This window comes from Pantoea sp. VS1, from assembly GCF_002207995.1.
Lineage (GTDB): Bacteria > Pseudomonadota > Gammaproteobacteria > Enterobacterales > Enterobacteriaceae > Pantoea > Pantoea dispersa.
Genome location: NZ_NHZE01000045.1, coordinates 225,950 through 245,210 on the forward strand (window position 1 = coordinate 225,950; position 19,261 = coordinate 245,210).

General features: G+C 60.9%; 18 protein-coding genes. 7 read left to right on the forward strand and 11 right to left on the reverse strand.

The genetic code is table 11. The features are described 5' to 3' along the window. Window positions 1-13: 13 nt before the first annotated feature. From CBW22_RS17815 to CBW22_RS17825, 3 genes are all read right to left on the reverse strand, one after another. Entirely contained in the window at window positions 14-1,075 is a 1,062-nt protein-coding gene (locus CBW22_RS17815) for an ABC transporter ATP-binding protein (protein ID WP_021508950.1), read from the reverse strand. Then, a complete protein-coding gene (locus tag CBW22_RS17820; protein ID WP_058781082.1) occupies window positions 1,072-3,294 on the reverse strand; it encodes an ABC transporter permease in 2,223 nt (740 codons plus the stop codon). Before CBW22_RS17820 ends, CBW22_RS17815 begins: the two co-directional genes overlap by 4 nt. 89 nt (window positions 3,295-3,383) lie before the next feature. Next, window positions 3,384-4,412, reverse strand: coding sequence for an ABC transporter substrate-binding protein (locus tag CBW22_RS17825; RefSeq protein ID WP_088517375.1), 1,029 nt, complete (start codon window positions 4,410-4,412; stop codon window positions 3,384-3,386). 217 nt (window positions 4,413-4,629) lie between these two features. On the opposite strand from CBW22_RS17825, the gene CBW22_RS17830 reads away from it, so the two are divergent. Then, on the forward strand, window positions 4,630-5,664 hold the full coding sequence (locus tag CBW22_RS17830) for a LacI family DNA-binding transcriptional regulator (protein ID WP_058759034.1): 1,035 nt from the start codon (window positions 4,630-4,632) through the stop codon (window positions 5,662-5,664). A gap of 1 nt (window position 5,665) precedes the next feature. Here CBW22_RS17830 and CBW22_RS17835 read toward each other — a convergent pair whose 3' ends face one another. Next, window positions 5,666-6,568 (reverse strand): LysR family transcriptional regulator, encoded by a 903-nt coding sequence (locus CBW22_RS17835; RefSeq protein WP_088517376.1) that lies wholly within the window; start codon window positions 6,566-6,568, stop codon window positions 5,666-5,668. A gap of 131 nt (window positions 6,569-6,699) precedes the next feature. On the opposite strand from CBW22_RS17835, the gene CBW22_RS17840 reads away from it, so the two are divergent. Next, window positions 6,700-7,392, forward strand: a complete 693-nt coding sequence (locus CBW22_RS17840) for an SDR family NAD(P)-dependent oxidoreductase (protein WP_088517377.1) — start codon at window positions 6,700-6,702, stop codon at window positions 7,390-7,392. Window positions 7,393-7,397: 5 nt separating this feature from the next. On the opposite strand, the gene CBW22_RS17845 is transcribed toward CBW22_RS17840, so the two are convergent. Next, the gene (locus CBW22_RS17845; protein WP_254919533.1) at window positions 7,398-8,354 is read right to left on the reverse strand and encodes a LysR family transcriptional regulator; all 957 of its coding nucleotides are present in this window, start codon (window positions 8,352-8,354) and stop codon (window positions 7,398-7,400) included. 53 nt (window positions 8,355-8,407) lie between these two features. Between CBW22_RS17845 and CBW22_RS17850 the strand changes: the two genes are divergently transcribed. Both CBW22_RS17850 and CBW22_RS17855 read left to right on the forward strand, forming a co-directional pair. Then, on the forward strand, window positions 8,408-9,229 hold the full coding sequence (locus tag CBW22_RS17850) for an MBL fold metallo-hydrolase (protein ID WP_088517378.1): 822 nt from the start codon (window positions 8,408-8,410) through the stop codon (window positions 9,227-9,229). A 3-nt stretch (window positions 9,230-9,232) separates the two neighbouring features. Beyond that, window positions 9,233-10,594, forward strand: coding sequence for an amidase (locus CBW22_RS17855; RefSeq protein ID WP_088517379.1), 1,362 nt, complete (start codon window positions 9,233-9,235; stop codon window positions 10,592-10,594). Here the strand turns inward: CBW22_RS17855 and CBW22_RS17860 are convergent. From CBW22_RS17860 to CBW22_RS17875, 4 genes are all read right to left on the reverse strand, one after another. Continuing rightward, a complete protein-coding gene (locus CBW22_RS17860; RefSeq protein WP_058770312.1) occupies window positions 10,569-10,976 on the reverse strand; it encodes a DUF2000 family protein in 408 nt (135 codons plus the stop codon). The genes CBW22_RS17855 and CBW22_RS17860 overlap by 26 nt on opposite strands. 35 nt (window positions 10,977-11,011) lie before the next feature. After that, window positions 11,012-11,869: an AraC family transcriptional regulator gene (locus CBW22_RS17865; RefSeq protein ID WP_088517380.1), complete on the reverse strand. Its 858-nt coding sequence runs from the start codon at window positions 11,867-11,869 to the stop codon at window positions 11,012-11,014. Window positions 11,870-11,896: 27 nt separating this feature from the next. Further along, the gene (locus tag CBW22_RS17870) at window positions 11,897-13,192 is read right to left on the reverse strand and encodes an SLC13 family permease (RefSeq protein ID WP_088517381.1); all 1,296 of its coding nucleotides are present in this window, start codon (window positions 13,190-13,192) and stop codon (window positions 11,897-11,899) included. 92 nt (window positions 13,193-13,284) lie between these two features. Beyond that, on the reverse strand, window positions 13,285-14,184 hold the full coding sequence (locus CBW22_RS17875) for a LysR substrate-binding domain-containing protein (protein WP_088517382.1): 900 nt from the start codon (window positions 14,182-14,184) through the stop codon (window positions 13,285-13,287). A gap of 97 nt (window positions 14,185-14,281) precedes the next feature. Between CBW22_RS17875 and CBW22_RS17880 the strand changes: the two genes are divergently transcribed. Beyond that, a complete protein-coding gene (locus CBW22_RS17880) occupies window positions 14,282-15,052 on the forward strand; it encodes a HalD/BesD family halogenase (protein WP_088517383.1) in 771 nt (256 codons plus the stop codon). Here the strand turns inward: CBW22_RS17880 and CBW22_RS17885 are convergent. Both CBW22_RS17885 and CBW22_RS17890 read right to left on the reverse strand, forming a co-directional pair. Beyond that, window positions 15,037-16,119 (reverse strand): DUF2817 domain-containing protein, encoded by a 1,083-nt coding sequence (locus tag CBW22_RS17885; RefSeq protein WP_088517384.1) that lies wholly within the window; start codon window positions 16,117-16,119, stop codon window positions 15,037-15,039. The genes CBW22_RS17880 and CBW22_RS17885 overlap by 16 nt on opposite strands. 38 nt (window positions 16,120-16,157) lie before the next feature. After that, entirely contained in the window at window positions 16,158-16,928 is a 771-nt protein-coding gene (locus CBW22_RS17890; protein ID WP_088517385.1) for an ABC transporter substrate-binding protein, read from the reverse strand. A 267-nt stretch (window positions 16,929-17,195) separates the two neighbouring features. Between CBW22_RS17890 and CBW22_RS17895 the strand changes: the two genes are divergently transcribed. Both CBW22_RS17895 and CBW22_RS17900 read left to right on the forward strand, forming a co-directional pair. Beyond that, on the forward strand, window positions 17,196-17,870 hold the full coding sequence (locus CBW22_RS17895; RefSeq protein WP_021508934.1) for a heavy metal response regulator transcription factor: 675 nt from the start codon (window positions 17,196-17,198) through the stop codon (window positions 17,868-17,870). Continuing rightward, window positions 17,867-19,246 (forward strand): heavy metal sensor histidine kinase, encoded by a 1,380-nt coding sequence (locus tag CBW22_RS17900; protein ID WP_088517386.1) that lies wholly within the window; start codon window positions 17,867-17,869, stop codon window positions 19,244-19,246. Before CBW22_RS17895 ends, CBW22_RS17900 begins: the two co-directional genes overlap by 4 nt. The last annotated feature ends 15 nt before the right edge of the window (window positions 19,247-19,261 follow it).

Genomic DNA, 19,261 nt, shown 5'->3' on the forward strand with positions numbered 1-19,261 from the left:
CGTTATCCTTAAATTAACCGGCAATCAGGGCCAGACCCTGAGGTTTAAAATCAATCGCCACCCGTGCGGCCAGCGGCAGCTGCTGCTCCATCTGCGCATCGACGATAAACAGCGAGCCCAGTTCCGTGTTGACCTCGTATTCGATGTGATCGCCCAGCCAGGTGGCATGCGTCACCTCGCCGCGCAGTGCGCCTTCAGCACCGCTGTGCAGGGTAATGAACTGCGGTCTGACCGACAGCTGCGCGGAGCCGGTCGCGACGCCGTTACCGCGCACGCGATAGCGCTGCCTGCCGAGTCGCACCAGCGCTTCGCTGCCTTCTACCTGTTCGACTTCGCACGGCAGAATATTGGCTTCGCCCATAAAGTCAGCGATGAACACCGAATTGGGCGCGTGATACAGGCTTTCCGGCGCGCCCTGCTGAGCAATATCGCCCTCTTTCATGACAATAATTTTATCCGACACCGCCAGCGCCTCTTCCTGGTCGTGCGTGACATACACCGCCGTGAAGCCCAGCCGCTGCTGCAAATCACGAATATCCGTGCGCACCCGGCGACGCAGGCGCTCGTCGAGATTGGAGAGCGGCTCATCCAGCAGCAGTACCTGCGGCTCCAGCACCAGCGCGCGCGCCACCGCAATACGCTGCTGCTGCCCGCCAGAGAGTTCGGACGGCAGCCGCTGCCCCTGACTCTCCAGCCCGACCAGTTTCAGCCCTTCGCGCGCACGATCCTGCGCTTCCTTTTTGCTCATGCCGGACGATTGCAGGCCGTACATGATGTTGTCGAGCGCACTCATATGCGGAAACAGCGCGTAGGATTGAAACACCATCGCCACGTCACGCTCGTTGGCTGGCAGATGCGTCACGTCTTTGCCACCAATCAAAATGCGCCCCGAAGTCGGATGTTCCAGGCCGGCCAGCAGGCGCAGCGTGGTGGTTTTACCGCAGCCGGAAGGCCCCAGTAGCGTCACCAGCGTACCCGGCTCCACCGTCAGCGATAAATCCGGCAGCGCGGTAAAACCGGCAAAGCGTTTTTCGACGTGTTCAAACACCACGGAACCAGCAGTAATCGCGGTCATACGGCACTCTCCTGAGTTAACGAAGGGGAAGCAGGTGGCGCGGCGACGTCCACCGGGCGCGCCACGCGGCGCAGGCGACGCTCGCCCACCAGCCACTGGAACACGCCAATGATCAGCAGCATCACCACAATCAGTACTGTCGAATAAGCAATGGCGACGCCGTATTCGCCATTCTCTACCAGCCCGACGATGTAGGACGTCGCCATGTTGTACTGGGCGCTGACAAGGAAGATCACCGCGCTGATCGAGGTAATGGCGCGGACAAAGGCGTACACCAGCGCCGCGCTGATCGCCGGTTTCAGCAGTGGCAGCACCACTTTGCGCAGCGTGCGGAAACTGCTGGCGCCCAGCGTCAGTGACGCTTCATCAAGGCTCTTATCCAGCTGGCTCATCGCTGCGATACCGCCGCGCACGCCGACTGGCATATTGCGGAACACAAAGCAGGCAATCAGGATCATTGCCGTGCCGGTAATCTCCAGCGGCGGCAGGTTATAGGCCATCACATAACTAACGCCGATCACCGTGCCGGGAATGGCAAAGCTCAGCATCAGCAGAAACTCAAACGTCTGACGACCGGCAAATTTCTGCCGCACGATGAGCCAGGCGGTCAGCAGGCCCACCACGGCGGTGAGCGGTGCGGCAATCAGGGCAATTTCCAGCGTGGTCCAGAACGAGTTCCACGCCACGCCGCTCCACAGCAGATGACCGTCACTGACGCTGACGCGGAAAGCGCGCACATAGTGCTCGATGGTCAGCGCATCGTTCAGGCCCCACGACTGCACAAAGCCGCCGACCACAATCATGCCGTAGATCACCAGGGTAAACAGACCCCACGGAATCACCATGCCGTATACGCCGTAGCGCAGCAGACGCGGCAGCTGACCATGTTTGCCGCCGTCGCCCTTGCCGGTCACCGTGGCGAAGTTTTTGCCACCCAGCCACAGCCGCTGCAGCACAAAGGCGGCCAGCGTGAAGCACAGCAGAATCATCGCCAGCACCGCGGCGCGACTCGGATCGTTTTGCGCGCCTACCACCGAGAAGAAAATTTCGGTCGAAAGTACGCCGTGACTGCCGCCCAGTACCATCGGATTACCAAAATCGGCCATGCTTTCGATGAAGCTGATCAAAAAGGCATTAGCCAGACCCGGCGCCATCAGCGGCAGCGAAACGCGGCTGAAGGTGCGCCAGCGGTTGGCGCGCAGCGTTTGCGACGCCTCTTCCAGCGACGGACTGACGCCCTCCACCACGCCAATCAGCACCAGAAAAGCAATCGGCGTGAACGACAGCACCTGAGCAATCCAGATACCGGTCAGGCCATACAGCCAGCGGCCGGGCTCGATGCCAAACAGCGCCGCCAGATGCTCCGTCACTACGCCCGAGCGACCGAACAGCAAAATCAGCGCCAGACCAATCACGAACGGTGGCGTGATGATTGGCAGAATGGTCAGCATGCGCAGCGCTTTCTTGCAGGGCAGCGGCGTGCGCGTTGCCGCCAGGGCAAAGGCCAGACCCAGCAGCGTCGAACCGCTGGCGGTCATCAGCGCCAGCCACAGCGTGCGCCACGCGGTGCCGCAGGTGCCGCCTTTCAGACAGGCAAGGCTCCAGATCGACGGATCCTGTAAATTGCTGATCAAACCGTCCGGTTTGAAACTGCCGTCAACGTCCTGCACCGACACCACAAACATGCTGAGCACCGGATAGAGTACGAAGATGCTAACCAGCGCAGTCAGCAGCACCAGCGACGCCACCACAAAGGCATCGCCTTTCAGCACGCCGCGTTCGGCCAGCGCAAACGAGAACAGCAGCAAAAACACGGTCAGCAGCAGGAGCGCGCCAGCGCCCATCGCTGGCTGTCCCTGCGGCAGCGCGCCGAAGCGGTTTTCCAGCCACAGCCAGCTCCAGCCGCTGTAGCCAATCGCGTGCCCTTCCACAATCAGGAAGATCACGCCCAGCGCGCTGAACAGCAGCAGCAACCTGCTGCGTGCGCTGCCGGGCAGTAAACCGCAGGCGGCGCACAGCGCCAGCAGCGCCACGGCGAGCGCCAGCCACGGATGGCTGCCGATCTGCCACAGCGCCGGCGCGCTGGCTTCATCACGCCACAGGTTAAGCAGCCAGCCGCTATCGAAAAAGCCTGCTTCCAGGCTGTACCACGGCAGCAGCAACAGCGCGACGGCGCCCAGCAGCAGCGCGCCTGTCAGACGGCGATTATTTGCGTTCATGTGTTACCTCAATGCGGGATCATCGCGCCATCCTTAGCGCTGTCGGAACCGGCAAGCCGCCGTCAGCGGCAGCGTCCGGCGATGCGGCATTACTGCGCGCTGGCGCCGATCTCTTTATCCCAGCGGCTCAGCAGCGCTTTACGTTTGGCGGAATCGCCGTAGGTTTTGAAGTCATAATCGATCAGTTTGATGTTCTCGAAGCGCGGCGCGTATTCGGAGATCTCTGCGTTGCGGTTTGACGGCAGCTGGAAGGATTTGGCCTCTTTCATGTGCGACTGCGCTTCGGCGCTAAGCGCCCAGTCGTACCACACTTTGGCATTGGCCAGATTGCGTGCCCCTTTGACGATCGACATTGAGCCAATCTCGTAGCCGGTGCCTTCACAGGGCGCGACGGTTTTGATCGGGAAGCCGTCGACTTCCATCGCCACCGCGTCGTGCATAAACACGATGCCCACGGTGGTTTCGCCGCGCGCCGCCGCCTTCACCGGCGCCGAGCCGGATTTGGTGTACTGGGAAATGTTGGCGTTGAGCTTTTTCAGGTAATCAAACGCTTTGTCCTCGCCCATGATCTGCACCAGCGTCGCCAGGGTGTTATAGGCGGTGCCGGACGAGTTCGGATTGGCAATCTGAATTTCGCCTTTGAAGGCCGGATCAAGCAAATCAGCCCAGCAGGCTGGCGCTTTGAGCTTTTTATCCGCCAGCAGTTTGGTGTTGTAGCCCCAGCCGAGCGCACCGGCATAAATCCCGACCGTGCGGTAACCTGAGTTTTCCGCCTGCTTTTGCGCCCAGTCCTGCTGCTGGTCGAGCAGCGGCGATTTATACGGCTGCGTCAGCCCCTCTTCCGCCGCCTGCATATGCGGATCGCCGGTGCCGGCCCACCAGATGTCGGTGCGCGGGTTACGCGCTTCGCTGCGCAGGCGGGCATAGGCTTCACCCGCTGACAGGCGCACCATGCTGACTTTAATATCCGGATGTGCCTGGCTGAAAATGCGCGTCATGTGTTCGCACACCACCACGTCCGCCGAGCAGACCATATTGAGATTGCCAGCGGCCGTCGCAGCAAACGGCAGCGCGGTGCAACTGAGGGACAGCGCAGTGGCCAGTGAGGTGTAGCGCATGATGTTCTCCTTGGTTGGCAGGGTTCCGTGCTTAACAGAGGTTTTTATTTGCACGTGTGTGCAAATTAGTAATGAACAGAAAATAGCCTGTCAAATAGCGCAATCTGTAATTGACAGGATGTGTCACAAAAATGCAACAAATGTGATCGCAGACAAATTGCACAGCTTTGCAATTTACGGCAGACTGCTTTTCAGCCGTAATTGTGAGGAGTTGAAGATGCAGAATGACAAAGCCGGGGTGAGCGCACAGGATGTGGCCGATCGCGCGGGCGTGTCGCGTTCGGCGGTGTCGCGCGCCTTTACGCCCGGTGCCAGCGTTTCTGCAGCCACGCGTGCCCGGGTGATGAAAGCGGCGCAGGAGCTGGGCTATCACGTTAACCACCTGGCGCGCGGGCTGGTGCGCAACCGCAGCGGCATCGTCTGCCTGATCGTCTCTGAAATCGCCACGCCTTACCGCGCCACGCTGGTGCGCTGGCTGACGCAGTTTTTACAGGAAGCGGGCAAAGTGGCGATGCTGATTAATACCGATCGTTCCGACAACAGCGTTTCCGCCGCGCTGCTGCAGGCGATCAATTTTCGCGCCGACGCCTCCATCATCCTTTCCGGCATGCCGGATCGCACCATCACCCGCCAGTGTTATCAGCACGGTCAGCGCATCATCCTGATCAACCGCGACGAAGCGCTGCCGGGCTCGCTCAGCATCAACCTCGACGCGCAGGCGGCGGCCGAAACGGCGGTGATGGCGTTTCAGCGCGCCGGCTGTCGTCAGCTGGCGTTCGCCAATTCGCTGGCCGGTACGCCGAGCCTGATCAAACGCGAAGCGGCGTTTATCGCCGTGGCGGAGCGCGCCGGACTGACGGTCAGCGTGGAGCGGTTTGGCACCACCTCGTATGAGAGTGGTCAGATTCTGGCGCATCGCCTGTTGACGCGTCATCAGCGCCCGGACGCAGTGTTCTGCGTCACCGACCTGATGGCCTGCGGTTTCATGGATGAAGCGCGCCACCGTTTCCAGTTGCGCGTACCGGAGGATTTGTGCCTTATCGGCTATGACAACATCGCGCAGGCTGGCTGGTCCTCTTACAATCTCACCACCTTCGCCCAGCCGGTGGAGCGCTTTGCCCGCGACGCCATCGCCTGGCTGACGCAGACGGAACAGGCGGAGAGTGGTTTTACGCCGCAGAGTGAGCAGCAGCACGACACGCTACTGTATCAGGCTGATGTGGTATGGCGCGGATCGGTGCGCGGCGGCTGATCTAAGCGCGGCATACCTGCCGTACCGTGTCACGCAACCAGCGATGTGCGGCATCCTGCTCCAGTCGCGGATGCCATAGCTGTGACACCGTCACCTCTGGCGTGGCAAACGGTAATTCAAATATCGCAAATGCCGGATTATCTTTGATTAACGGATGGTGCAGGCACAGCGTATGCGGCACCAGCGCCAGCCAGTCGCTGTGCAGCGTGAGCGCGACGGCAGTGGAAAAAGCGGGTACCACGGCGGCCACCTGGCGGGTAAAACCGGCGGCGAGCAGCGCCTCATGCACCGGCCCGCCCAGCTCACCACGCCTTGACGCCACGATGTGACCATATGCGGCCAGCTGCGCCAACGTCACGTCCGCGAGTAACGGATGCCCGGCGCGCACCACGCCGACGAAGCGATCGCGAAACAGCGCCTGCAGCCGAATCTCCGGTCCCATATTGCCCAGAACACCAATCTCCAGATCGACGTCGCCGCTGCGCAGCGGTCGATCATTTTTCTCTGCTTTCGGCATGAAGCGCAGCTGCACGCCAGGCGCCTGTGCGCGGACTGCGGCGATCAGCGCGCTGCCAAACGCTTCGACAAATCCTTCGTTGGTACGCAGCGTGAAGTGGCGCTGCAGCTCAGCGGCGGCAAAGCGTTGCGCGGGTGGACTCAGCAGCGCCTGCGTGTCCTGCAAAGTGGCATGCACCTGGCTGCGCAGCGCTTCGGCGTGTGGCGTCAGCACCATCACGCGCCCGGCGCGCACCAGCAGCGCATCGCCGGTGGCAGCACGCAGTCGCCCCAGCGTGCGGCTCATTGCTGACTCGCTCAGCCCCAGGCGACGCGCAGCGCCCACTACGCTGCCTTCACTGAGCAGCGCGTCCAGCGCAGGAAGTAAATTCAAATCGACGCTATTCATCGCATCATCCTTATCGATTGAGCGCCATCTGGCAAGGCGTTTGCTGCAGGTTATCTATGCAGATGCTGCGCGTTCCGCCTGTTGTCATGCAAGGGTAGACTTTTCACTCACCCCAAAACCAGGAGAGGGTTATGAACAAGGCTTCCCGTGCTTTATTAATTGGTGCTTCGCGCGGCCTCGGCTTCGCGCTGGCGGAGAATATGCTGCAGCGTGGCTATCAGGTGGTGGCGACCGGCCGCCAGCACTCCCTTCACGCGCTGCAACAGCTGGCGCAGCGCTACCCGCAGCAGCTGACGGTGGAGAGCGTGGACATCACCGTGCCAGCAGAGGTCAACGCCCTGCATCTGCGGCTAAGCGGCCAGCAGTTCGATCTGCTGCTGGTCAATGCGGGCGTGAAAAATGACGATCGCGAAACCCTTGCCGATGTGTCGACGGAAGAGTTTATTCGCGTAATGGTCACCAACGCGCTGAGCCCGCTGCGTGTGCTGGAAACCTTCAGAAACAACGTCAGCGCGCGCGGCACGCTGGCGGTGATGTCCTCCGGCCAGGGCAGTCTCACCAACAACACCCATGGCAACTACGAGGTGTATCGCGGCAGTAAAGCGGCGCTGAATATGTTTATGCGCAGCTTCGCCGCGCGTCACGACGATGCACGCACGCTACTGCTGCTGGCCCCCGGCTGGGTGCGCACCGACATGGGTGGTGCCGGGGCGCGACTGAGCATTGAGGAGAGCATCCCGAATCTGCTCAACACGGTGGAAAGCCAGACCGGACGCGGCGGCCTGCACTATCTCGATTACCTCGGCCGCGTAGTGCCGTGGTAAGCGTTTCACGCCAGCTTGCGTTCGATCAGCTGACGCAGCGTGGCGCGCAGCCAGCGGTGCGCCGGGTCTTCGGCCCGGGCGTTATGCCACAGCAGCGAAAGCGCATAATCCGGCATGCCGATCGGCACCGCCGCCGTACTCAGCGCATAGCGCTGTTGCCATGCCTGCACCAGCCCCTGCGGAACGGTCGCGAACAGCGGCAGACGCTGCAACATTAGCGGTAACACCGAGAAGTGCGGCGTGACATAGCGTACGCGGCGCGTCAGTCCCTCGCGGGCTAACGCGGCGTCCAGCGCACTTTCACTCACGCCGCGATAGGAGACCAGCGCATGCTGATACTGCACGAACTGCGCCAGCGTCAGCGGTGGCGCAAGGTCAATTTGTCCGCGATGCCATACCGTGCGGAAGCCGGCGCGCGCAATGTGCTCCCGCGTAAGATCGCGGCTGGTTTCCTCTCCGACGGTCACCACCACGTCAGCCTGCTGCTGCTCCATCAGCGGAATGGCCTGCCACGGATCGGCAGCCACCACCCGGATATCAATATTCGGAGCCGAGTCGGCCAGCTGCAGCAGTAAATCGGGCATCAGCCAGTGCTCGAGCCAGTCGCTCATGCCGAGCGTAAAACTGCAGCTATCGTGCGCGGCATCAAAACGATCGGCAGTGAAAATAACGCGATGGACGCTCTGCAGCAGCGGTGCGATCTGCCGCACCAGCTGCTCTGCGCGTGGCGTGGGCGTCATGCCTTGCGAGGAACGCACGAACAACGCATCGTCAAACATTGCCCGCAATCTTTTTAATGCCGCGCTGACCGCCGGCTGCCCCAGATAAAGCCGGTTTGCCGCCTGGGTTACGCTGCGCACGTCATACATCACCATCAGCACAATCAATAAGTTAAGGTCGATTTTGCTGAAATCATTTTCATTGATGCTTTTCATGATTTTAATCGATTTAAATAATGACATAGCCCTCAGTATAGTGACCTGCAGTAACAGGCACCACGCTTTAAGGAGGCAATATGACCCTGCACATAGGTGAATGCAGCATTGATAAAGTGATCGAGCAGACCAGCTCACTCCCCTTCGCTGCGCTGTTTCCGGCACACCGCGAGACGATGGGCGACACGCTGGCACAGCAGCCAGCAGAGCTATCCATCCATAGCTGGGTGGTGCGCACCGCTCGCGACACCATCGTGATTGATACCGCAACGGGCAATGGCCGTAACCGCGATAACAAGCCGCTGTTTCACCAGCTGCAAACCGCGTGGCCGCAACGTCTGGCCGAAGCGGGCGTCGACCCTGATGAAGTGACGCTGGTGCTGATGACGCATATCCACACCGATCACGTCGGCTGGAATACCTGCTGGCGCGCTGGCCGCTGGCAGCCGATGTTTCGTCATGCGCGTTACATCTGTTCAGCGCGTGAACTGGCACAGTGCCGCAGCTTGCCGTCGATGCAGGCGCTGTATCACGATAGTTTTGCGCCGCTGCTGGCGAGCGGCCAGCTGGAAACCATTGATGTGCAGCACTCCCCGCTGTTTGCCGGTGTGCTGCGCTATATGCCGACGCCGGGCCACAGCGTCGATCACGCTTCAATTGTGCTGCAAAGCGCCGGTGCCCACGCGGTATTTAGCGGTGATGTGATGCATCATCCAGTTCAGTTTGCACATCCGCAATGGAACTCAGTTTTTTGTGAGGATTTACCACGCGCCGTAACGTCACGTCAGTTACTGATAGACTGGTGCATCCGCCATCAGGCACTCTGGTGCAGCTCACACTTTGCCGGCAATTCGTGCGGCCGGGTTTCGCCAGAGCGGCAATGGATTCCTGTGGAGGCCTGAACCATGCAATACGTTGATTACCTCACCGCGTCGCTGGGGGATATGCAACAGGCGCTGGCCCAGCGCCGGGTGAGCGCACGCCAGCTCACCACATTTGCGCTGCAGCGCATTGCTGACGTAGATCAGCCGCGCTACAACGCCATCAGCTGGCTGTTTGCCGATGACGCGCTGGCTGCGGCCGCTGCCAGCGATGCCGCACGGCAGCAGAATGCGCCAGTTGGCCCACTGGCCGGTATTCCGCTGCTGATTAAAGACAACATTGAAGTCAAAGGCTGGCCGACCAGTGCCGGTTCGGCGCTGCTGCGCGATGTGATTGCCAGCGAGGATGCACCGCTGGTTACGGCTCTGCGTCAGGCTGGCGCAATCCTCATCGGCAAAACCACCATGCATGAACTGGCGGCAGGCATCACCGGCGCGTCGTCGCTGAGCGGCTTCACCCATAATGCCTGGCAGCAAGGCCGTTCTCCGGGAGGTTCAAGCAGCGGTTCAGCCGTGGCGGTGGCCGCAGGCTTCGTACCGCTGGCGATAGGCAGTGATACCGCCGGTTCGGTGCGCATTCCGGCCGCATTTAATGGCCTGTTTGGCTTACGTATGACGCGCGGTGCACTGAGCAGCGCTGGCATCGTGCCGCTGTCGCCTACCCAGGATATCCCCGGACCGCTGGTGCGCTACGCGGCTGATTTGCGGCTGATCAGTGAAATACTCACGGGCCAGCATTTTTCCCGTCCCGACCGGCCGTTGCGTATCGGCATCTGGCAGGAAGGATTTGCCGTAGAGGAAACGGAGATTAACCAGGCGGTGCAGGATGCTGTGGCACCGTTTCAGCCGCGCATGCTGAGCTGGCCGCAGCTGGAGACGCTGGCGACGGAAGCCAATATTATTGCCTATGAATTTGCCGACGCGCTGGCCGCCTGGCTGGCGGATAAACCGCAGGCATCGCTGCGCACGCTGGCGGCGATTGCCGCGTCAGGACGCTATCATCCCCAGCTGGAGGCCACCTTCAAAACCCGCGCGCAGCATCCCGGCATGAAGAGTGACGGCTATCGCGAGGTGCAGCTGCGCCAGCAGAGGCTGTATCAGCAGCTGGCGCAGTTTTTTCAGCAGCAGCAGATCGACCTGCTCGCTTATCCGGTCGTCCGCCATCCGCCGGTGAAGCATGGCGAGTTACAGCCTGGCAGCAACGCGCTGATCTCAGCCGTCACCGGCGCACCGGCAATCAGCATTCCGGTCGGCCTGAGTACGGAAGTATTACCCATCGGCCTGGAGCTTCTGGCGCTGCGCGACCGGGAAGATGTGCTGTTAATGGCGGCAGAACAGATTGAACAGGCGCACCCGCCGTTCAACCATGCAGCGCCAGCCCTTTAATGGCTTTATCCACCGCCTTTTTCGGGCCGCGCAGCGCGATCCCCACCAGGTTGAGATTATCGGCGTCTTCGGCCAGAAACACCGCGCGGTTGGCGGCATCGTGGCCGGTGGAAAACATCGCTTCGACGTAAGGAATCAGCGTTAATTCACGCTCTACGCCCTGGCGATGCGCCCGTTGCAGGCCGGCTAAATCGGCGGCAAACACCAGCATCGGCTGACCGGCCATGTTGCCGTACTGACGACCGAGCGCGTCGACGTAGGGTTCACCCATCATCTCCGGCGCGGCTGCCGCAATGCCGGTCGCCAGAAAAGCCACCACATTCAGGCGCTGCCAGGTGGCTAAATCATCACGTACGATCAGGGCAATTTTGGTATCAAACATCTGTCAGAACTCTCCGCTGAGGATTAAAAATCCCATCATCGGATAGCTGGCAGAGAGCGGTATAGAACGTTTGTGCACTGGCGCTGATAGGCGGCGGGCGTGAGGCGATAAGCACGCTGGAACCAGCGGCCAAGGTGGCTTTGGTCGGCAAAGCCCACCTGCGCTGCGACCTGCACTGGCTCAACGCCCTGTGCCAGCAGCGCACGCGCGCTACGCAGCCGCAGCCGCACCAGATAGGCATGCGGCGACTGACCAAACGCCTGCTTAAACTGGCGCGTCAGGCGGAAACGATCGATGCCGGACAAGCGCGACAGATCGTCCAGCCCGATATCATGCGCCATAAAATCGTGCAGATAGTCACGCAGCAGATGCATCTGCCGCTGGGCGTCACTGAGCTGCACGCCGGGTTTATTTTCCAGATGCCGGGACAGCAGCGTGAGCAGATGATCCAGGCTCTGATCGCGCGCCAGTCGCCCTTCCTGCTGATGCACCGCAAACCATGCCTGCTGAATCGCGGAGGCCAGCTGCGCATCATCGGTGAGCGTGGAGCGAAACGCCCCCTGAATATTCGCCACATCGCCCAGCCCGCGGCGCTGCATCATCTCCGCCACCCAGGGTTGCGGCAGATAAAGCATCACATAGGTAAAACCGGCGGCATCGGGCGCGTGACCATCGTGTACCGCGCCCGGCTCAATCAGAATAGCGCGGCCCGGCGTGCTGGTGTGCAGCGCGCGGTGACAGTTAAAGCGCTGCAGCCCCTGCTGCGTCACGCCGACCAGCAATTCGTCGTGGTCGTGCGGATCGTAAGCGTGGCCGCAGAAGTGCGCGTTAACACTTTCGATGCCCGTCTCCTCATCGCGACGGAAATCAACCCAATCGTTAGTAGCTGACATAGCGAATTCGTGACCTCTGACGGCGTATCAGGCATAGCCTAGCAGCCGGAACCACAGATAATCCAGCGGTAACAGCAGCAGCGCGCTCAGTACAAACACCAGCAGGCACAGCTGCAGACCGGCTCTGGCAGGCACATTCCCCAGCCCCATTGCCACCACGATGGGCGACGCCTGATATGGCAGCAGCGGGGTGGCGTAGGCAAAAACCTGCAACATCACCACGCTCAGTAGCGGAAAGCCCGAAGCGGCAGCCAGCTCCTGCGCCATCGGCGTGACCATCGCCGGCACGCCGTTGGCGGTGAGCACAAAATTCAGCAGCGTCACCAGCGCATTGAGCACGGCAAAATTACTGAATGACGGCGAATCATGCAGCGGCAGCAGGTGAAGCAGTGCATTGGCGATGAGCCGCCCCAGGCCAGAGTCCACCACCACCGTGGCGACGCCGAGAATGCCGGCGATGTAGATGCAGGTGCGGAAATTGACGCCGCTGGCAAAATCGTCACCCGAAAGAAAGCCCACGCGCGGTAACAAACACAGACAAGCCGCGGCCAGTCCGATCCACGCAGCGGATAAGCCATGCAGGCTGTCGGTCATCCACAACAGTAACGTGACGGCCAGTAGGGCAATCAGCCGCCATTCGCGCCCGCTGAGCGCCGGCAATGCTTCCCGCGTTGCCACCGGCTGCGGCTGAGCGCGGAACAGTAACGTAATGCAGGCAACCAGCAGAATACCTTTGCCCAGCCCCACCACCGGCATGTGCAGCAGCCACCACGGCAGCCATTGCAAATGCAGCTGATACGCGCTTTCCGCCGCGCCGCTCAGCACCAGGTTTGGTACGTTGGCGGGCAGAATACTGGCAGAGAGTTGAAAGGTGCCGAAGCCCACCGCCAGCGCCAGTCCAATGCTGCCGCGACTGCCCGGCCGGATACCGGCCCGCTCGCCCAGCGCCAGCACCACCGGCATCAGCAGCGCGATGCGTCCCATGTTCGACGGCATCACCAGCGCCAGCAGATAACTCAGCAGCACCGTGCCCGCCACCATCCGCGGCCAGCTCTGGCTGAACGGCACCACCAGCCAGTTGGCCCAGCGCTGGGCAAGGCCCACTTTGCGGATCGCCGCGCCCAGCACAAAACCGCTCAGCACCAGCCAGAACGCTGAGGAGGCAAAACCGCTGAATACGCTGCTGGCTGGCGCTATGGACAGCAGCATCGCCGCCGCAAAAAAAAGCAGCGCGGTAAGGTATTCCGGCAACCGCGCCAGCGCCCACAGCAAAATTGTGATGCTGACCACCAGCGTGGTCAGCCAGAATGAGGTATCAATCATCGTGCCTGAACTCCCTTTCTTCGCAACTGCGCACAAAGCGCATCAGCATAGGGCAATCCCTGTCGCAGAACGCTGCGGCAGTTAACAGTTTGTTAACTCGCCAGCTGCGTCAGCCACTGAATCAGCGCCTCGCTGCCGGGCTGACTGCGGGAGCGCTGTGGCCAGGCGAGGAAATAGGGTTTGCTCAGCGGCAGGCTGAGCGGATCCACCACCTGTAGCGCGCCGCGCGTCAGTTCGCCGGCAATCAGGCGACGCTGCCCCAGCAGCACACCGGCCCCGGCTACCGCCGCGTCTATGGCCAGGGAAGTGAGATTAAAACTGAATGCTGGCTGGGCCGCCGGCTCCATGCTGCCTTTGGCCTGAAACCAGCTACGCCAGTCGGGCAGAAAGCGGCCTTCATTGCCCCAGTCCAGATGGATCAACGGCGCCTGGCTGAGCAACGACTCGCCCGGGTAACGCTGTATCAGCGCCGGACTGGCGACCGGCAGCACCTCGTCACAGAACAGCCGTTGCTTGTCGAGTTGCGGGTAGCGATCCTCACCAAAGCAGATGACAAAATCTGCCGGTGTGGCGCTGAAATCCACCGGCGCATGAGTGCCGTGCAGGCTGAGATCGCAGTCCGGGCAGTGAGCCCGCCAGGCGGTGATATTCGGCAGCAGCCATTTCGACGCCAGCGCCGGCAGTGAATAGAGCGTCAGCTTTGGCATGCTGGCCGCATGGCGCAAATTTTGCTGCCCCAGATGCAGAATGTCGAACGCTTCACTGACGTAGCGCAGATACTCTTTGCCGGTTTCCGTCAGCATCACGCCGCTCTGGGTACGCACAAACAGTGCGCTGCCCAGCTGCGCTTCCAGCTGACGAATTTGCTGGCTGACGGCAGCCGGCGTCAGCGCCAGCTGTGCGGCGGCTTTCGCCAGGCTACCAAGTTCCGCCGCCACTTTGAACGACTGAATCACGCTGATTTTCGGCAAACGCGACGCGGGTGCAGGCATTAAGGTTTCCTTAGCAAGGCGTTAAATATTTATCGTTAGGCATCAACATATCAGGCCGTTACAGTCTCTACACCTGCCAACTCAGAGAACCACCGCGATGTCTGCTTTGATTCGATTTGATTTGCACCCACTGGCCGACGCCGACTGGCGTCGGCACTGTCGCCAGCAGCTGGAGCAACACGGCGCGCTGGTGCTGCGTCAGTTTTTGCAACCGGCTGCGCTGCAGGCGATCGTGGCTGACGGACTGGCCCAGCGCCATCTGGCTTACCACACCGTCAGCAAGCACAACGTCTATCTGCTGAAGCCGGACGAGGCGTACCGTGCCGATCATCCGCGCAATCGTGACGTGATCAGCACTAAAGGCTGCATCACCGACGATGTGATTGCGGCGGAATCGCCGCTGCGTCAGCTGTACAATGACGAACTGTTTAAACGCTTTCTGTGTGATGTGCTGGACGAAGACGCGCTGTATCCGTATGCCGACCCGCTGTCGTCCATCAATCTGCATTACGCACCTGACGGTCAGGAACTCGGCTGGCATTTTGACAACTCCTCATTCGCCATCACGCTGCTGGTGCAAAAACCGCGCGGCGGAGGTGTATTTGAGTATGTAAAAGATTTGCGCGATGCCGATGCCGGCGAGATGAACTACGACGGCGTCGCCGCCGTGCTTGATCAGCGCCAGCCGGTTGAGGCGCTGGAGATCGATGCCGGCGATCTGGTGCTGTTTCGCGGCCGCAATTCGCTGCATCGCGTGACACCCACCGAAGGTGATGTTACGCGCATGCTGGCGGTGCTGGCCTACAACACCCAGCCCGGTATCGCACTGTCCGAAACCGCGCGCATGACCTTTTACGGCCGGTTGTAAGCCACCAGCGCGCGCCAGCCGCGCAGGAAAATCTGCCGGGTACGAAACGCAGTTAAGGCGCGCCAGTCCTCATCGGCGGGCCAGAACCCCTCCACCAGCTGCTGCTTCAGCGCGCGTCCGGCGTGGCTTGCCGGATCGCCCTGCAGATGCAGCCAGTGATCGTCGCGCACCCGGCGGTGCATCTCCTCACCCGGATAAGTGCCACACTCCACAACCAATGGCAGCAGCTGCGTGTCAGGCAGCGACGTCAGCAGAAACTGCGAGACATAGCCCGTTGCCGTGGCGGTCACGCCGGTGTCGCTGTCGCGCCCGGCGCCGGTAAACAGCAGCGTCAGCCACTCAGCGTATAACGACTTGCCCCAGTCATGCGCCGGATAGCGCTGTTCAGCAATCGCCAGAAGCATCGGATGGCCCCACGCGCCGGCACCGGTGTGCAGGTCGAAACTCAGGATGACCTGCGCCTGACGCAGATGCTGTTCGACAATGGCGTGCAGCGTGCGGTGCGACCAGGCCGGTTGCTGCCCGCCATAAAACAGTCCATCTGCTGCCTGATATTGGCCCGCTTCCACCACCCGTTTTAGCGCCGGCCAGCCTGACTGCTGCAGCGTCTCCGCCAGCAGCCGATCGGCATGTGCGCGGTCGCCATGGTACAGATCGTGCCATAGCGCATAGTGCGGATTAGCGGGTGCGGGCTGGCTGAAATCGATGAAATTCCGGTTGAGATCGATATTGTCTTCATTGACGCGCCGCAGATGCGCAGCGCCCCACGGATTCAGCAGATGGACCAGCACAAGGGCGCAGTCGGGCGGTAACGCGGCGACATCGAAGCTATCAAGCCAGGCGATCTGGCTGTCTGAACCGTAATAGCCCTCCACACCATGTGTGCCGGAGAGAATCAGCATGCGTTTGGGAGCCACCGGATCGCCGATCACCGCGACGTCGGTGTACAGCGCGGCCCCGTCGGGCGCGGTCAGCGGATGGCGATAGGCAGTCAGCGCGCCGTGCTGGCGCGTGACGGCGGCCAGGAATCGTGCCCGCTGCTGGGTATAATCAGGGAGTAAAGACATGATTTTCCTGTGCGTAATGAAGGCAAATCGCCCTGCGATTAGGGATAAACCTTAACCTTAAAGTATTTCTGCGCCAGCCGGTCGTAGGTGCCATTGCTGTGCAGCGCGGCCAGCGCATTGTTAATTAAAGTAAGATTGGCCGTATCGCCTTTACGCAGCCCGATACCCACGCCGTTCCCCAATAATGCTTTATCCACCAGCGTGGCTTTATTGACATAACCCTTGCCTTCCGGCGTGTTGAGAAAGCCCTGCTCGGCCGAAACCGCATTCGCCAGGCTGGCATCGAGTCGACCCGCTACCAGATCCGGATAGATCTCCATCTGATTCGGATACGAGACCACGTTGACGCCCTGCGGAGCCCATTTCGTTTTGGCGTAGGTTTCCTGGATGGTGCCCTGCGCGACGCCGATATTCTTCCCGCGCAGCGTGCTGACGTCCGCCGTCAGCGTGCTATTGGCAGGTGTCAGCAGCGCGCTGGGCGTGATATACAGCATATCGCTGAACGCCACCTGCTCGCGGCGCTTCTCCGTCATCGACATCGCCGACAGAATGGCGTCAAATTTCTTCGCCTGCAGCGCCGGAATGCTGCCGTCAAAGCCAATCTGCACCCACTGACATTTCACTTTGGCCTGCGCACAGATGGCATTGCCCAGATCAATATCAAAACCCTGCAGCGAGCCATCGCTGGCTTTGGATTCGAACGGTGGAAAAGTGGGATCGACGCCAAAACGCAGCGTCTGCTGCGCCGCAGCCAGTTGGCTGAGGGCGCTGAGTGACAACAGTAAGGCAAAAGACCAACGCTTTTTCATGATGCTCTCCGGCAGGCTATCTCACAGGTTTTAACCTTGTAATAACACGATGCCGCTGACGCCACCATCAAAAGCGCGCAAAAATGCAGAGCAAATTCTTATATATGTTAATGAGTTAGCGAAATTTGTCGCGCCATTAAGTTTTACTTAACGCTCTGTCATGATTTTGTCATCAGGGGCTCATGCCGCTGTCAGCCTCGGTTTTCTATGCTAACCCGCGTTATACTGCCCGCCATCAGCAAGCGGCCGCCACTGCCGGGAGATCGCATGAAAATATTGGTGATAGAAGATGAAGCCGGGGCGCGTGATTACATGCGCAAAGGATTGACCGAGGCCGGTTTTATCGTCGACGTGGCGGAAAACGGTCAGGATGGCCTGTTTTATGCGCAGGAGCACCATTACGATCTGATTCTGCTGGATGTGATGATGCCCGGCATCAATGGCTGGGAGGTGATGGCGCAGCTGGATAAGCAATTGCAAACGCCGGTGATTTTCCTCACCGCCAAAGGCACGGTGGAAGATCGCATCAAAGGGCTGGAACTGGGTGCCGATGACTATCTGGTCAAGCCCTTCTCCTTCGCCGAACTGCTGGCGCGCGTGCGCACCCAATTGCGGCGCGGTAGCCAGCAAAAGCTGCCCGACATCCTGACGCTGGCCGATCTGCAGCTGGATATTGCCCGTCGCCGGGTCGAGCGCGCCGGACAGCGCATCGACCTGACCAACAAAGAGTTCAATCTGCTGCATCTGTTTCTGCTGCATCCCGGCGAGGTACTGACACGCACGGTGATTGCGTCGCGCGTCTGGGATATGAATTTTGACAGCGACACCAACGTGGTGGATGTGGCGGTAAAACGGCTGCGGCAGAAAATTGACGGCCCTTTTACCCGACCATTAATTCATACCGTGCACGGTGTCGGTTATCGCTGCGAAGCTGAAACATGAAACCCCGCTCGCTCGCCGTCCGCCTTTCGCTACTGCTCAGTGCTACGGTGGTGGTCATTTTTACACTCAGCGGCATGGCGCTGTATCACGCACTGGCAAAGCAGATCGGCGTGCGCGATGACGCAGCCCTGCTGACGCGCATCGATCAAATGCGCACGCTGCTGCGCGATGAAGATGCGCTGACGCTGATTGAGCAGAAGCCGCGGCTGTTCGCCAACATGCTGGGCAATACCGAATCGTTGCTGGTGCTGCGCTTTCCCGGCCAGCCGCCGCTGATCGTGATCAATCCTGGCGGGCGTCCGGTGCCAGCCATTACGCCGGTCGCCGCCGATCAGCCGTTAACCCTGCAATCGGTCCACCATCAGCAGGCGGCGGACGGCACGCCGTTTATTGCCGCCGCCGCGTTAACGCCAACGCGCGATGGCAGCGGCCAGATCGAAATCATCACCGGTCGCCTGATGAGCGACCGCACGCAGACCCTCACCGGCTATCGCCACCAGATTATCCTGTGCACCGCGCTGGCGGCGCTGCTGGTCGCCGCGATCAGTGTGCTGCTGGTGCGCCGCGGCCTGACGCCGCTGCGCCGGCTGGCAGCGGAAGCCGGGGTGATCGACGTGCGGCGGCTGTCGCATCGCATTGAACTGACCAGTGCGCCAGGCGAGCTGCTACCGCTGCTGGCGGCGCTCAACCAGATGCTGAGCCGGCTGGAGCAAGGTTATCAGCAACTTAGCCAGGTCTCAGCGGACATGGCACACGATCTGCGCACGCCGATTGGCACGCTGCTTGGCCAGACGGAAGTGGCGCTAAACCAGCCGCGCAGCGTCAGCGAATATCAAACGCTGCTGGGTTCCAATTATGCGGAGCTGGAGCGGCTGGCGAAGATGATTGATAACATGCTGTTTCTCGCCAAAGCCGCAGACGCCAGCCAGGCGTTGGACAGGCAACGCATCGATCTGACCCCGCTGGGTGAGCGGTTGAGTGACTATTTTGAGGGCATGGCGGAAGAGCATGGCATGAAGCTTGTCATCTCGCTTCACGGCGAGTTGCACGCCGATCCACAGTTGTTACAGCGCGCGCTGGCGAATCTGATCGCTAACGCGCTGCATTACGGCACGCGCGACGGCACCATTCACGTCTCCAGCATCACGCAGCCAGACGCCGTGCTTTTGGTGGTGGAGAATCAGGGGCCGACGCTAAGTCAGGCGCAGCAGGCACGCCTGTTTGACCGCTTCTGGCGCGCCGATGCGTCACGCCAGCAGGGCGGCAGTGGACTGGGTCTGTCGATCGTGCGCGGGATCATGCAACTGCATCAGGGCAGTTGCACGGTGAGCAGCGAACACGGCATCACCCGTTTCTGCCTGCGGTTCCCACGTTAAGCGCGCAGGTGCGCA